This window comes from Lacticaseibacillus sp. 30 (assembly GCF_053819265.1).
Map to the genome: position 1 here is coordinate 43,490 of NZ_JBSOQX010000008.1, position 15,036 is coordinate 58,525.

Consider the following 15,036-nt stretch of genomic DNA (forward strand, 5'->3'; position numbering starts at 1 on the left):
TGGGGATGTCGTCCCAACACTTGTATTAAATCATATTGGGGAAGCGATTACAAGGGGGTATGCAGAATGGGATGGCGATCATTGATCGTGACGCAGCATTGTAAGGTGACGACCAAAAACCGAACGCTGGTTGTTCAAACTGATGGTGAAGTGAATAATGTGCCGATTGAAGATATCAATCAGGTTGTTTTCACAACAACTCGAGCGCTACTATCAGCTGATGCGATCACAACACTAGCAGAAGCTAATGCTAAGGTTATCTTTTCTGGAAGAGATGGTCAGCCGGTGACGGAAACAACGAATCTGTATTCTGATCGAAGAAAAGCTGATTTGGTTCGCTTACAAGTCAATTGGCCAAAAAGCTTGGTCGAAAATTTGTGGACGAAGATTGTTGCGGCCAAGGTGAGCAATCAAGCTCAAGTGACAAAACTGTGTGGTTACGACAACCAATCATTGTTAGATGACCTTGATACGTTAGAAATCAATGATCATTCAAATCGTGAAGCGACTGCAGCTCGAAAGTATTTCAAACTCATATTCGGAGATGACTTTTCACGCTCTGATATCTGTGCAACAAATGCTGCTCTTAATTACGGGTATTCGATCTTGCTTTCTACAACGAATCGAGCAATCGTAAGTGCTGGCCATATCACAGAAATAGGGATGCACCATAGCAGCGTTGCCAATCAATATAACCTTGGCTCAGATTTAATGGAACCATTTAGACCGGCAATTGATTACTGGGTGGCTAATCAAAAGTTCACTGACCTGACGCCAAACATCAAGTATGGTTTGATAGCACTTCTGAATCTAGAAGTGACATTTAATGGCAAGAAAGCCCTTCTTCAAAACGCATTGGACGAGCACGTTGAAAACTGTCTAGCCTATTTAGACGGCAAGCGTAACAATTGTCGAATTGAGGTGGAATTTCCGAATGAGGTATCGAGTGATGCGTTTAATGATCATGTTTGATCTGCCAGTTTTGACTTCTGAGAATCGACGAAATTACCGAAAATTTCGAAAAGCGTTGATCAACGAAGGATTTTTGATGATGCAGTATTCAATCTACGTTAGGGTGTGTTCAACAAAAAAATCAGCAGAATTTTTGGAACATCGAATAGCTGCCATGAAACCGCCGATTGGGACTGTGCAGACGCTAATGGTAACAGAGGCTCAATATCAGGCGATGCACTTCTTGGTTGGTGAAGCAAAACAAGACATTCGCAATTCGGCAGATAGGACGGTGATTATTTGAATCTTGCCTACTATCCGTTCCAACTGATAACAACAAAACCTTCTGAAGTAACTGTTATCGACACAGCATCGCCCAAGGTGTTGACGGATTTAATTGAAGCGCTGCGCAATGATCTTGATAAAGTTGTGCTTAGCAATGATCAACTTGAGCCACAAGAGATTCGCAAAGCTAGTTTGTGGATAGGCGATCCAATGCTAGAGCTTGATCTAGATAAACTTTTTCAACGTCTAATCTATAAGAGGATGGAGTTGTTGATTGAGAATCAGCGGCTTGTCGAACTGATCGATCAATCGCAACAAATGGCGATGTATTTACTTCAAGATCCATTTTTGAGCGACTTGCCAGTCACGGTTGAACCAGGTGGTAAGCTTGAACAAATCATGAAATACTGCAACGTTCATTTTGATGAGGCTGTCACGACAGAGTCAATCTCGAAGATTGAGGCGCTTATTCAGACGTTAACTAAATTGGAGGAAAAGAAACTTGTCATTCTTACAAATGTCAGTCATTATTTAAGTGCCAGAGATTTCTTTGCGGTGACTGAACAGATCGGCGATACAGAACTTCAGGTCATTCTCATCGAGTTCTCAAAAGTGAACCGAAAGAAATACTTTGAGAAATGCCAGTATATCTATATTGACGAGGACTTCGTTGATAGTCGTGAACTAGATTGATTAGGAGATTGTGTGAAAACAACGGTCTCAGGTAGATGTCGAATCAATCAGTTCAAGAGCTACAACGAAGCCATTCGGAAATTAGCAGCGGTCTCAGGTAGATGTCGAATCAATCAGTTCAAGAGCTTGCTCATATTGGAATCAATGTCTTTCGCGGTCTCAGGTAGATGTCGAATCAATCAGTTCAAGAGCCAGTAGCAACATAAACCCTAGTACCAATAAGTCTCAGGTAGATGTCGAATCAATCAGTTCAAGAGCCAACCTTACAGAAGTTCTTCAAGAGCGGTTGTCTCAGGTAGATGTCGAATCAATCAGTTCAAGAGCGGACGAGCAAATCTAACCGCTTCGGGCCAAGTCTCAGGTAGATGTCGAATCAATCAGTTCAAGAGCCCGAAGGATAAGCCAATATTTGTACCAGACGTCTCAGGTAGATGTCGAATCAATCAGTTCAAGAGCGACTTCGAATGCTGAAGAACTAGCTGATCAGTCTCAGGTAGATGTCGAATCAATCAGTTCAAGAGCGGGGCACCTCGATATACGGGTACCCCATCTGTCTCAGGTAGATGTCGAATCAATCAGTTCAAGAGCCGAATTTAAGACGATGAAACTGCCGTATGGGTCTCAGGTAGATGTCGAATCAATCAGTTCAAGAGCAGAGTTTATTCAGCATGATAGTACCAAATTGTCTCAGGTAGATGTCGAATCAATCAGTTCAAGAGCTCAAATAGCCTCTTCGAAAGTTAAAGGAGGGTCTCAGGTAGATGTCGAATCAATCAGTTCAAGAGCAGCGTGGCGTAGCGCTAACTTGTCATTTTTGTCTCAGGTAGATGTCGAATCAATCAGTTCAAGAGCAAAAATTGGGGATTGGCAAGATTACGACTGGTCTCAGGTAGATGTCGAATCAATCAGTTCAAGAGCTATTTCGCACTTCCAAAATCATAGCCATCAGTCTCAGGTAGATGTCGAATCAATCAGTTCAAGAGCCGCCTGAACATTGCATCGATGGTTTGATCAGTCTCAGGTAGATGTCGAATCAATCAGTTCAAGAGCGTTGGTGGCAGCGATTCATTGCTGACGTCCGTCTCAGGTAGATGTCGAATCAATCAGTTCAAGAGCAACAATTGAAGCGGTGGAAGCTATAGCCGCGTCTCAGGTAGATGTCGAATCAATCAGTTCAAGAGCACGTCGCCGCGAATTTTCCGCATTACCGTAGTCTCAGGTAGATGTCGAATCAATCAGTTCAAGAGCTCGACAATTGTGACACGGGTTTCAACGTCAGTCTCAGGTAGATGTCGAATCAATCAGTTCAAGAGCAACGGTGCTGCCAACTGGGTGCTCGCGCGCGTCTCAGGTAGATGTCGAATCAATCAGTTCAAGAGCTTGAGTTCTGATTGTTAGTTGTATCTTGGTGTCTCAGGTAGATGTCGAATCAATCAGTTCAAGAGCCTTCATCTAATGATGAATTAACTAACAAGTGTCTCAGGTAGATGTCGAATCAATCAGTTCAAGAGCAACGGTGCTGCCAACTGGGTGCTCGCGCGCGTCTCAGGTAGATGTCGAATCAATCAGTTCAAGAGCCTAACCACTGGACTGGCTGGAGGGGTCGCCGTCTCAGGTAGATGTCGAATCAATCAGTTCAAGAGCCATCGTACCCTCACAAAAGCTAACGCCGGCGTCTCAGGTAGATGTCGAATCAATCAGTTCAAGAGCCTTTTATGAAGAACTGTTTACACCGGTTATGTCTCAGGTAGATGTCGAATCAATCAGTTCAAGAGCTCTTCAAGGTCTTGTGTGGCAATAGCGTTTGTCTCAGGTAGATGTCGAATCAATCAGTTCAAGAGCTCAATATAACTCGCATCATAATCAAGATTAGTCTCAGGTAGATGTCGAATCAATCAGTTCAAGAGCAAGGTGAGCAAATCTTTGATGTTAGTCAGCGTCTCAGGTAGATGTCGAATCAATCAGTTCAAGAGCATCTCACTGATGTTATCGGCGATTTACGAGGTCTCAGGTAGATGTCGAATCAATCAGTTCAAGAGCGGGATTGTGGGCTGACGATAGATATACGCTGTCTCAGGTAGATGTCGAATCAATCAGTTCAAGAGCCTAACCTTGGCTGTGAATACTGGAGGCGTCGTCTCAGGTAGATGTCGAATCAATCAGTTCAAGAGCGTAAAACCATCATTCGTCTTGGAGTCAATCGTCTCAGGTAGATGTCGAATCAATCAGTTCAAGAGCCATATTGACGTTGTGAACGTTGCATTTCTGGTCTCAGGTAGATGTCGAATCAATCAGTTCAAGAGCCTTACGTCAACGGTTATACCGTGCGCAAGGGTCTCAGGTAGATGTCGAATCAATCAGTTCAAGAGCAAGGGTTAGCGCCACTTAATCCTGACAACTGTCTCAGGTAGATGTCGAATCAATCAGTTCAAAAGCAAAGGCTTACGTTCAGGCGATTGAATCCGGGTCTCAGGTAGATGTCGAATCAATCAGTTCAAGAGCACCCAGTTTCCTCGTTGCGCAGATGTTTGTGTCTCAGGTAGATGTCGAATCAATCAGTTCAAGAGCCCGAGAAGGTCGGACGATCAACTACTTTCGGTCTCAGGTAGATGTCGAATCAATCAGTTCAAGAGCAGGAAATTCGAGTTCTTCCCGCAATTGATGCTCTCAGGTAGATGCCGAATCAATCAGTTGAATTCCAAACAGCAGTGAGACTAAACTGAAGCTAAACTTGTCAAAAAGTGCCTCATTTTGTGACAAAATAAGGTGTTTCACTATTTATTGTGTGAACCAAGCCTCAATATTTACAAAGCTGAACCTTTCAACGTTCAGCTTAAAAGCCGCCGTCTAAAGCAATATCGTAGTAACCACATACACTCATGCGGTGATATATCAATCAAAAACTAAGTGCTATCTAACTCCTCTTGTGATAGAATTCATTATATATGAAATCGCTTACACAACGAGGAGGAAGAACGACATGAAAAAACTAATAGTGCTCAGCGCCACACTTTTGGTCAGCATGGGGTTGGCCGCATGTAGTAGTGGATCGAGCTCTAGTTCGAGCAAGAGCAGCAGCACGACTAGCCAGACGAGCAATGCTAAGGTGAAGATTAATACCGGCGCCGATGCGAGTGCCAAGGTGCCGGCAGCCGGCACCTTAGTGATGCGTCAGCTTTATGCTGCACCACACGGCAAGCAATCCTTTGCCGCTGTAAATGTGACGCTGAATGGCGACACGATTGTTTCTGCTAAGATTGATGAGTTCCAGTATGTCAAAAAGAGTTCCGATTGGACTGGTGTCCCGAATTCAAACAAGGACTTTGGCAAGAGTTATCCTAAAGGCCAGTTTTTGATTGCCAAGGCGGAAAATAGCAATCCGTACTCTGCATTGATGAAGAAAGAGGCCAAGGCGACCCATACTTGGGAGGAAAACGAAACAGCCATCACGAATTTTGTAAAAGGTAAAAAGATTGAAGATTTGAAGGCGGATGTTGCCAAGGTTAAAGATACTAAAAAGGTTAGCGATGTTGTCTCTGGTGCAACTTTTGCTGACACGGCTGGTTACTTACAGGCTATCTATGACGCCGCAACAACCGGGATGGTAGCTGAAGGGATTCAGACAACAGACAACACGATCACGGAAGGGCAAGTGCTTGCTGCGCCGCATGGTACCCAATCATTTGGAATCGTGACGGTCGCCATGCAAGGGGATAAGATCGCGAATGTCTTCTTGGATGAATTCCAGTATATGCCAAGTAAAGATTTTGGCGGTGTGCCTAATTCCAATGCCGATTTTGGCAAGGGAATCAAATCTGGCACCGTGTTAGCTTCCAAGCGGGCCAATTCCGAAGCTTATTCAGCAATTATGAAGTCAAAAGGCAAGGCGACCCAGACTTGGCAAGAAAACTCAAATGCGATTGACGAATTTGCTAAAGGAAAGACGATTGCTGAACTGGAAACAGCTGTTAGTGATTTGAAGGGCAAAAAGAAAGTCAGCGATGTCGTTTCTGGTGCAACGTTTACTGATACGTCGGGTTATTTGACCGCGATTATCAGTGCCGCAAAAGCCGCTAAGTAAGTGAGGTTGATGAAGATAACCTCAAAAAGGCTACGAGTCCTATGAGATTCGTAGCTTTTTTGCTTTTCATTTGCCGGAAAAATAGCAACATCTGTGCATACGATGCATGTTGATGACGTGTAAAATAGACGGCGACAAGGGGGGGATTCGAGTGCGCTGGTTGAAAAAGTATGTTCGACCGTTTGATTATGTGATTATCATCGTCTTATTTGTGGCATGCTTTCTTCCGGTTGGCATTTTTTCGTTGACGGAAGCGAACGTGAATACAAATCAAAAAGTGGCTGTGATTTCGATCAACGGTCATGTTAAACGGCGTATTCAACTCACTACTCATACGCGCCATCAGCAGTTCACGTTGTATCCGGCAAAGGGCCAATACAACATCATTGAAGTGCAAGGGGCGCGCATTCGGGATAAGGAAGACAATTCACCTGATCAAATCGCTGTTCATACAGGATGGATCAGTCAGATCGGTCAGCAAAGTATTTGTCTGCCGCATAAACTACTGATTGAGATCAAGCCAGCACAAGCAGGTACGGGAACGAGCGGTGACACTGGTGGCTTGGTTCACCCATAATGAGAGTCCCGGGCCGTCACTAGCCTGTTGTCAGCTGGTGACGGTCTTTTATGTGATGAAGGTTGTCGAAAAATGTTTGCAAGACGATTGAGTTCTCGTGGTAAACTAAAAAAACAATTTAAATTTTTATAGATTATTGCCGTATTTGCGGATGAAAGTCGACATGTGTCGAGGCAAGAAAGAAAGAGGCAGATCATTGTTAGGATTACTAAAGTATGGCCGTGACCAGCGTTGGGCCGGGGTGATTGAAACTGTTTTTGACTGGTTGCCAACACTGTTGCCAATCATGATAGCGTTGAACTTTGCGGCAAAGCGACCGGGGAATGCCCTGATCATCACAGTGATCTTAGTGTTGATTTGGCTGGGATATGTGATTGGCTATGAGCGCCATCATCGTCATGCATGGGCTATGAGTGCTAAGCGTGAGTTGCGAGATCACTATTTCGAGGCGCTGTATCAGCGTAACAATGCAGGGGATGCAACGGCTGCAGATAATGCGGTGATTCAGCGCGATCTTGGCGGCTTGAATAATTTAGATATGTTTTATAGCACCTTATTTCCAACATTAATCCAAGCAGGTCTTACCTTTTTGCTGTTGATTGGCTTGTCGGTTTGGTATGGTTCATGGCTGGCTTTTTTGCCACTTGCATGCGTTTTTTTAATCGGCTTTGCGATGATGTTTTTGGGGAAAAAGATGTCAGCGCAAAACAAGGCACATCTTGCCGGCTTTCTGCGGATGGGTGGTCGCTTTATGAATGATTTGAGCGGCATGAACACACTGGTGATGTACAATGCAGCGGATCGGTATGCTAAAAAGTTCGCCGATGATAGTGAGTATTTTCGGCAGGCAACCATGAATTTGCTGCGCACGCAATTGCAAGTATTGTTTGTTATCAATGGTTTTGTTTATTTGACAGTGTTTGCTGGCGGATTTGTGACGGCACTGCAACTTGCTGCGGGTCAACTGCCTGCTGCCGGGGCATTTGCCACTTGGTTTGCATTGGCCATGATGATGGTGAATGCCCGTCAACTTGGCTACTTTTTCCATGTGGTTAAGTCGAACGGTCCGGCACTAGCCGGTATTTTGGCAACCATTGCGAAGTCTAAGACGACACCTGCAACAGTCAAAATCACGGATAATCGACCGCTGAAGCAGTTGGTTTTGCAAGATGTTGCTATCGGTTACGAAGCAGACGCACCGCTTGTATCCGACATTAATGCGACCCTTGTTCCGGGTATGTTATATGGGTTAGCAGGCGAAAATGGTACAGGAAAAAGTACGTTGACACAGGCATTGTTGGGGCAACTGACACCATTATCCGGGACGATTATGGCTGACAACACGCCCGTCACTGCGTTGAGCAACGCACAACGCGCGGCGGTGTTTGGGTATGTGGCTGCCAATGACTATATTTTTTCCGGCACTATCAAGGAAAATCTGCTTTTAGGCAATCAATTTGGTGATCAGTGGCAGCAACATCTTGATGAATTGGGATTGATGCACTTTGTGACTGATTTGCAAGATGGCTATGCCACTGAAGTTGGAGAAGGTGGGCGGTTGCTGTCGCCGGGACAACGGCAGCAGTTGGCCTTTGCGCGCATGTTACTGGCAGACAAAACGGTGTATTTGCTCGACGAAATGACATCAAGTATTGATGCTGCGAATGCTGCCATTATTTTAGCGGCGATCAAGCGACTGAGCCGTCAGAAAATTGTGCTGTTTATTTCCCATGATCTGTCAGCGATGGCCGAAGCTGACGTTGTTTGGTTTATTCACGATCATCAGTTAATCAGCGCGGATCATGCACAGCTTTACCGCGATCAGCCAGCGTATCGTCACTTAGTTGATAATCCCGAGGCAATGTTGAAAGAAGGTCAGCCATCATGATCAGAAGTTTACTGCGTTACACCCACCACTTAACGGGGGCTATTATCATCAGTTTTCTGATTGGCTTGGTTGCCGAATTAACAAAAGTCGTCGTTTTAGTTTTGGCTGCGATGATGTTGTTCGATCCCCAGAATGCCTCACACCTTTTAATCCCCGGCATCATCGCGGTGGTGATTGTTGGTCTGGGTAGTTTTGGTGAACAATATGCTGGCCATTTTGTGGCGTTTCACGTCTTGGCCGAATTGCGCGGTGCGGTTTATCGAAAATTGGTGCAGTTGGCGCCTGCTAAACTTGATAGCCAAGGCAGCGGCAAGTTGCTTAAACTGATTGGCAGTGACATTGAGGCAATGGAAATTTTCTACGCACATACGATTGTTCCGGTTGCGATTGGCCTTATTTATGGTGTCCTGATGGTTGCCGTTTATAGCAGCTTAAATGGTCCGGCGGCGGCCGTTGTGTTGGTGAGCTATGCGGCTGTCGGGCTGTTAATTCCGTATTATCGGCACGAGCAGATGACGGCGAAGGCTCAGGCTGCGGATCGTCAAAAAGCGGTTAATCAGCAGTACCTGCTTGAATCCGTTCGCGGCATGGCGGTTTTGCGTCAGTTAGAGGTTGCTGATGCGCGCATGAAAACCGGTAATGAGGGATTTGATCATGAGGCGACCGCCTTTCAACAATCCCAGTTTGGTCAATTATTGAAAAATATGAGTGCTACGTTGGTAATGCTGGTAGCGTGGCTATTCATTGTGTGGTTGAGCGGTTGGACCCAGCCGCAACCCTTGCAACAAGCATTATTGGCCGTGTTTCCGCTCACGTTCGGACCGCTATTAGCTTTAACCAATTTGCCAGCCTCGCTATTGAATGGTTTTGCGGCTGCTCGTAATTTATTGAATCTTTTGCAAGAGGTGCCAGCAACATCAGCGGCGATTGACGCTACCCGAACACTGAATCAAATCGCGATCATTCAAGTTGATCACGTCACCTTTAAGTATCCTAGCCGTGACGAGACCGTTTTGCGACAAGTGTCGTTGTCCTTGCATGCCGGCGAGATTGTCGGTTTTGTTGGCGCCAGTGGATCTGGGAAAAGTACATTGGCCAAATTGATCATGGGTTGGTATCCGCTCACCCAAGGCCGAATTTTAATTGATGGCATTGACCTGACCAAAATTGATCCAGCATCACTGCGCGCGCAGGTGAATTATCTGCCACAAACGCCAGTTTTTTTCTCTGAGTCGGTGCGTGACAATCTCACGTTGCACGATGCGACGATCACAGATGCGCAAATCTGGACCGTGCTTAATCAAGTCAAGCTGACGTCGCGGTTGCGTCAGGCCGAAAAGGGGCTTGATGAAAATGTCGTATCAGGACAACTGCAATTTTCTAGTGGGGAACAACAACGGCTGGAATTGGCCAGAGCCTTGTTACACCCAAGCAGCGTTTTGGTGCTGGATGAACCAACGAGCAATCTTGATACTGAAAACGAACGATTAATTTTGGACGCTATCAAGGCTTACTATCACGGCATCGTGATCATGATTTCGCATCGTGCAGAGTCGGCGGCTTATGCTGATCGGCTGTATCGATTTGCGGATCATCAGGTTTCAGCTGCCAGCACCGAGCCTAAATAACAGGCATAAAGATCTCCCCTGAATGTCGATATTTTCGGCGGCTGAGTCGTTCACGTTGTCAATTTTTAAAATCATTGTTACGCTATTTTGAGAATACGACAAAGCGAAGATTCGAATACCTTTGGGGGAGGGTCGCCATGATTATTCAAAACGTGCTGAACAACAATGCTGTCGTGGCCAGACATCAACAACGCGAGGTGATCGTGGTCGAGCGTGGGATCGGTTTCCGCGCTAAAAAAGACGCCAAGATGGCCTTGCGCGACAGTATGAAAGTCTATGTGCCAGAGGATCAAGCAAAGCTGAAAATCGCGACGGCGACGATTGCCAGTCTGCCCAGTGCTTATTTGGATTTGGCCGCTGGAATCATTCAGGAGGCAGAAAAGCGATTGCAAACCACGTTCAAAAGTTATTTGTTGATTGAGCTAGCCGATCATGTTCATTTTGCGGTGCAACGGCTGTATGAGAAGATTGTATTGCACAACAAATTGCTATGGGAGATTCAGGTTGCCTACACCCAAGAATACGAGATGGGCGAATGGGCATTGCATCAAATCGCCGCGCAATTGCATGAACAATTGCCGGAAGATGAGGCGGGATTCATCGCGTTAAAGTTTGTGAGTAACGATCTGAATCATCAGCAAACTGTTAACTCACTTGCCTTTACTCAAACCCTTGCGAGTCTCACGAAAATAATCTTTTACAATCTAGGGCTGGACATGAACGTCAAAACACCTGATTATCAGCGACTAGTTATTCACCTCAAATTTTTCTTACAACGCATGTATGCTGCTGCGCCGTCGCCTTTGTCGTTAAAGATGGAAAACTATGACTATGTCTTGTTGAAACATCTTCAACAAGATTATGCCCGTGCTTATCACTGTATGGAAGACGTTGACCGATTCATGCAACAGAAGTTAGCGATTGCGATTCCTAAAAACGAGCAAATCTATCTCACCATGCATATTGCGCGCTTAGCAAAAAGTTTGGCGGAGTGAAAAAAGTTGTTGACGCGTGCTAATGCGTACGATAAGATGGTGTCGTTGAAAGCGAATACAGAACCATCTGGCTTGTAACTATTGGATTAGGCAAAACCAGAAAGACACGACTTGTACACCACAAGTCCGGTCTTTCTGGCTTTTTTTGTGGAGCGTGAGCTGGCGCGGTTAGAAACCGGAGCATAAGCGGCCTGAAGCCTAAATGGTTGGGCTTGGACCATTTAGGCTTCAGGTCCTTATGTGCAGGTTTCTGCGCCAGCGAACGCGTTTTGAGAAAGAGCGTGAGCTAGCCCGGCTAGAAACCGGAGTGTAAGTAGGCTAGCGATCGCGTTTAAGAAAGAATGCAACACCAGACAGCGAAGTGCAGTCATCGTGATGCAAGATACTGAACCATATCACTCGCTGTGGGAATCGCAAGTGTAGCTATGTGTAGCTAAAGGGGGAAGGCCGAATGAATGAATCAGGATTAGCTCAGCAATTATTAAATCTGATTGGTGGCAAACAAAACATCAATCAGGTCTGGCACTGTGCCACTCGTCTGCGTTTTACATTGAAGGATCGTGCAAAAGTACCCAAAGATAAAATCGAGGCGTTGGATGGTGTGATTACCGTGGTTGAAGCCAGTGGTCAGTTTCAAGTCGTGATTGGTAACAATGTCGGGGATGTTTACCATGAAGTCGTGAAACTGGAACCATCTTTAAGCGAAGGCGAAACTAGCGGTGAAACAGCCGCACAAGGAAAAATGACGTTCAAAAGCGCTTTCAACAGCTTGCTAACGTTCATTTCCGGTGTATTTACGCCATTCTTGGGCGCGATGGCCGGCGCCGGGATTTTGAAAGGCTTGCTATCTTTGGCCGTGGTCATGGGCTGGTTAACAGCGAAAAGCGGCGCGTATCAAATTTGGTGGGCCGCAGCAGATGGTATTTTCTATTTCCTGCCAATTGCCTTAGCATTTACCGCTGCTAAACAACTCAAGGTTAATCAATTTGTATCCATGGCGATTGCGGCGGCGATGGTGTCGCCGGGCATTGTCGCGTTGGGCGCAAAGGCAACAACTATTGACTTTTTCGGTATTCCAGTCGTGCCGGCGAATTATACCGCGACAGTCTTGCCAATTCTGCTGGTTGTTGTTGTTCAGAAATTCTTAGAACCAGTTTTCAACAAGTTGTGGCACGAATCCGTTCGTAACATTTTGGCGCCAGTTTGTCTTTTGGTTGTCATTGTGCCATTGACGCTGATTGTGGTTGGACCCATCAGTGCGACGGTCAGCAGTTGGTTGGCAACAGCGATTGTGTCGTTGAACAAGAGTGTGCCAATTTTGGCTGGTTTAGTGCTAGGCGGTTTCTGGCAAGTGATCGTGATTTTCGGCGTTCACTGGGCACTGGTACCGGTGATGATGAACAATATTGCTCAGAATGGAACCGATTTGATGATGCCGATTCTGCTGCCAGCAGTGCTGTCTCAAGCTGGTGCAGCACTGGCGGTATTTCTTAGAACGCGTGATGCCAAAATGAAAAGTCTTGCCGGTTCCAGTACCATTACCGCACTATTCGGGATCACAGAACCGACAATTTATGGGATTACATTGAAGTTGAAAAAGCCATTTTATCTTGCTTGTGTGGCAGGAGCAGTCGGCGGTATGATCGTTGCGATTTCCGGTGCCGGGGCAAATGCCGCTGCTTTGGCCAGTGTGCTTTCACTGCCAACTTTTATTGGCAAAGGCTTTGGACTTTCTGTGGTTGGCGATGTGGTTGCGTTTGCGCTCGGGACGGTGCTCACTTACTTTTTTGGCGGTATCAACGCAGGCGCAAAAGCCAAAACATCGCCTTCTGCCAACAGCGAACTAGGCGAAGCGTTAGCAGCACCAGTCAAAGGGGTGCTTGTGCCGTTAACCGGCTTGGCAGATGAGGTCTTTGCATCTGAGACCATGGGCAAAGGTGTGGCAATCGTTCCTGAAAACGGCATGGTGAAGGCACCTGTTGCTGGCGTGATTAGACTGCTTTATCCAACCGGTCATGCGATTGGGATTCAGTCGGACAAAGGCTCGGAAATTTTGATTCATATCGGTATCGATACGGTTAATCTAAAAGGCAAACATTTTCAACCACTTGTGGCACAAGGACAGCACGTTGAAATTGGAACGCCATTGGTGCAATTCGATCACGAAGCCATTGAAAAAGAAGGGTATGAAAGTACCGTGATGATGATTGTGACCAATTCCGACCAGTATCAAATCGCGACGCTTGGACAGGGAGCCACCGATGATCGGCCGGTCATGACATTAGCGTAAAGAGCGTGAACTGGCGCGGTAAGCGCGGCGTAGCGAAGCGGCATTAAGGGTGACCGGCTGTTGCCTTTAATGTTCTTCGCATAGCCGCGCTGCGCCAGTGAAGGCGTTTTAAAAGAGCGTGAGCAGACGCGGTTTCTGCGGCTGGGAGCGCGTTTAAGGAGAGCAGACCAATGACATACCTAAATTTTCCAAAGAATTTTTTATGGGGCGGTGCTACGGCAGCCAATCAACTTGAAGGGGCTTATCAAGAAGATGGCAAGGGTCTTTCAATCGCCGATGTGCTACCACAAGGCAAGGATCGTTTTACGATTGTGAATCGGCCAGATTTCAACTGGACCATCGACAAAAGCAAGTATCGCTACCCAAACCATCAAGGCATTGATCATTATCATCGGTTTAAAGAAGACATCAAACTTTTCAGCGAGATGGGATTTAAATGCTATCGTTTTTCGATTGCGTGGTCACGGATTTTCCCAGAAGGTGATGAGAAAACACCAAATGCCTCGGGCTTGAAATTTTATGATGAGGTTATTGCGACATGCTTGAAATACGATATCGAACCAGTTGTCACGATTTCACATTACGAGATGCCGTTGCATCTGGTAACCAAATATGGCGGCTGGAAAAATAAACGTCTTATCGAGTTTTATAAGCATTTTGCGGAAACAGTTTTGACTCGCTACTTTAAGCAAGTAAAGTATTGGATGACGTTTAACGAAATTAACAGTGCATGGGCATTTCCGGTGATGAGCCAAGGATTAGTTGCCAATAATGGCGGCAATGACAAGCAAACAATTTTTCAAGCATGGCACAATCAGTTTGTTGCCAGCGCTTGGGCCGTGAAAATCGGACATGCGCTTGATCCTAAACTTCAAGTTGGCTGCATGTTGCTTTATGCCACCACTTACAGCTATGATGCCAACCCAGTGAATCAATTGGCGACCTTGCAGCAAAATCAGGCATTTAATTTCTTTTGCGGCGATGTGCAGGTTCGCGGCGAGTACCCAGCCTATACCGACGCGTTGATGGCGGACAACGGGTTTAAATTCACAGATCTTGATTTTTCAGCCGAGGAATTAACACTGCTGAAAAATCATCCGGTTGACTACATTGGTTTTAGCTACTATATGTCCGCCGTAGTCGAAACAGTTGAAAAAGAACATGCTGAAGTCGGGGGCAACCTGCTTAGTGGCATCAAAAATCCGTTTTTGAGGGCGAGTGAATGGGGCTGGCAGATTGATCCGATTGGCCTGCGCATCGCGTTAAATCAATTATATGAACGTTACCGTAAACCACTTTTCATTGTTGAAAATGGACTTGGCGCCGTTGACAAACCGGATGCTGATGGCAAAATCAAGGATGATTATCGGATTGATTACTTGAAGCAGCATATTGAACAAATGGGTGCGGCCATTCATGATGGCGTGGATCTGATGGGCTATACGCCATGGGGCTGCATTGATCTGGTCAGTGCTTCTTCAGGCCAAATGTCGAAACGTTACGGCTTCATCTATGTCGATCTGGACGATGCTGGGCAAGGCAGTTTAAACCGTTACAAAAAGCAATCGTTTAACTGGTATCAGCGGGTGATTGCTTCCAATGGAACGGATTTAGGTTAATAATCGTTTTGCAAAGTGACCTTCGGATG

10 protein-coding genes and 1 CRISPR repeat array are annotated in these 15,036 nt (G+C 45.9%); all 10 genes read left to right on the plus strand.

Features of this window, described 5'->3' with window-relative positions:
• The first annotated feature begins 66 nt into the window (after positions 1-66).
• The 10 genes from cas1 to ACWPAB_RS07120 all read left to right on the plus strand — a co-directional run bounded on the left by cas1 (position 67) and on the right by ACWPAB_RS07120 (position 15,007).
• Entirely contained in the window at positions 67-972 is a 906-nt protein-coding gene (gene cas1, locus ACWPAB_RS07075; protein WP_003586311.1) for a type II CRISPR-associated endonuclease Cas1, read from the plus strand.
• Positions 950-1,255, plus strand: coding sequence for a CRISPR-associated endonuclease Cas2 (cas2, locus tag ACWPAB_RS07080; protein ID WP_003586314.1), 306 nt, complete (start codon positions 950-952; stop codon positions 1,253-1,255). The genes cas1 and cas2 overlap by 23 nt, the downstream gene beginning before the upstream one ends.
• On the plus strand, positions 1,252-1,929 hold the full coding sequence (csn2, locus tag ACWPAB_RS07085; protein WP_003586316.1) for a type II-A CRISPR-associated protein Csn2: 678 nt from the start codon (positions 1,252-1,254) through the stop codon (positions 1,927-1,929). The genes cas2 and csn2 overlap by 4 nt, the downstream gene beginning before the upstream one ends.
• Before the next feature lie 24 nt (positions 1,930-1,953).
• Positions 1,954-4,629: direct repeats of the CRISPR family, unit length 36 nt; unit sequence GTCTCAGGTAGATGTCGAATCAATCAGTTCAAGAGC.
• Positions 4,630-4,909: 280 nt separating this feature from the next.
• The gene (locus ACWPAB_RS07090; RefSeq protein ID WP_016382231.1) at positions 4,910-6,010 is read left to right on the plus strand and encodes a hypothetical protein; all 1,101 of its coding nucleotides are present in this window, start codon (positions 4,910-4,912) and stop codon (positions 6,008-6,010) included.
• Positions 6,011-6,161: 151 nt separating this feature from the next.
• A complete protein-coding gene (locus ACWPAB_RS07095; RefSeq protein ID WP_003580488.1) occupies positions 6,162-6,587 on the plus strand; it encodes a NusG domain II-containing protein in 426 nt (141 codons plus the stop codon).
• 196 nt (positions 6,588-6,783) lie between these two features.
• On the plus strand, positions 6,784-8,475 hold the full coding sequence (locus ACWPAB_RS07100; protein ID WP_016381600.1) for an ABC transporter ATP-binding protein/permease: 1,692 nt from the start codon (positions 6,784-6,786) through the stop codon (positions 8,473-8,475).
• Entirely contained in the window at positions 8,472-10,103 is a 1,632-nt protein-coding gene (locus ACWPAB_RS07105) for an amino acid ABC transporter ATP-binding/permease protein (protein WP_003580481.1), read from the plus strand. Before ACWPAB_RS07100 ends, ACWPAB_RS07105 begins: the two co-directional genes overlap by 4 nt.
• A 137-nt stretch (positions 10,104-10,240) precedes the next feature.
• Entirely contained in the window at positions 10,241-11,098 is an 858-nt protein-coding gene (locus ACWPAB_RS07110; protein ID WP_003580480.1) for a PRD domain-containing protein, read from the plus strand.
• Between the two features lie 451 nt (positions 11,099-11,549).
• Positions 11,550-13,388, plus strand: coding sequence for a beta-glucoside-specific PTS transporter subunit IIABC (locus ACWPAB_RS07115; RefSeq protein WP_003580477.1), 1,839 nt, complete (start codon positions 11,550-11,552; stop codon positions 13,386-13,388).
• Positions 13,389-13,558: 170 nt separating this feature from the next.
• Positions 13,559-15,007, plus strand: a complete 1,449-nt coding sequence (locus ACWPAB_RS07120) for a glycoside hydrolase family 1 protein (RefSeq protein ID WP_003580476.1) — start codon at positions 13,559-13,561, stop codon at positions 15,005-15,007.
• Positions 15,008-15,036 lie beyond the last annotated feature (29 nt).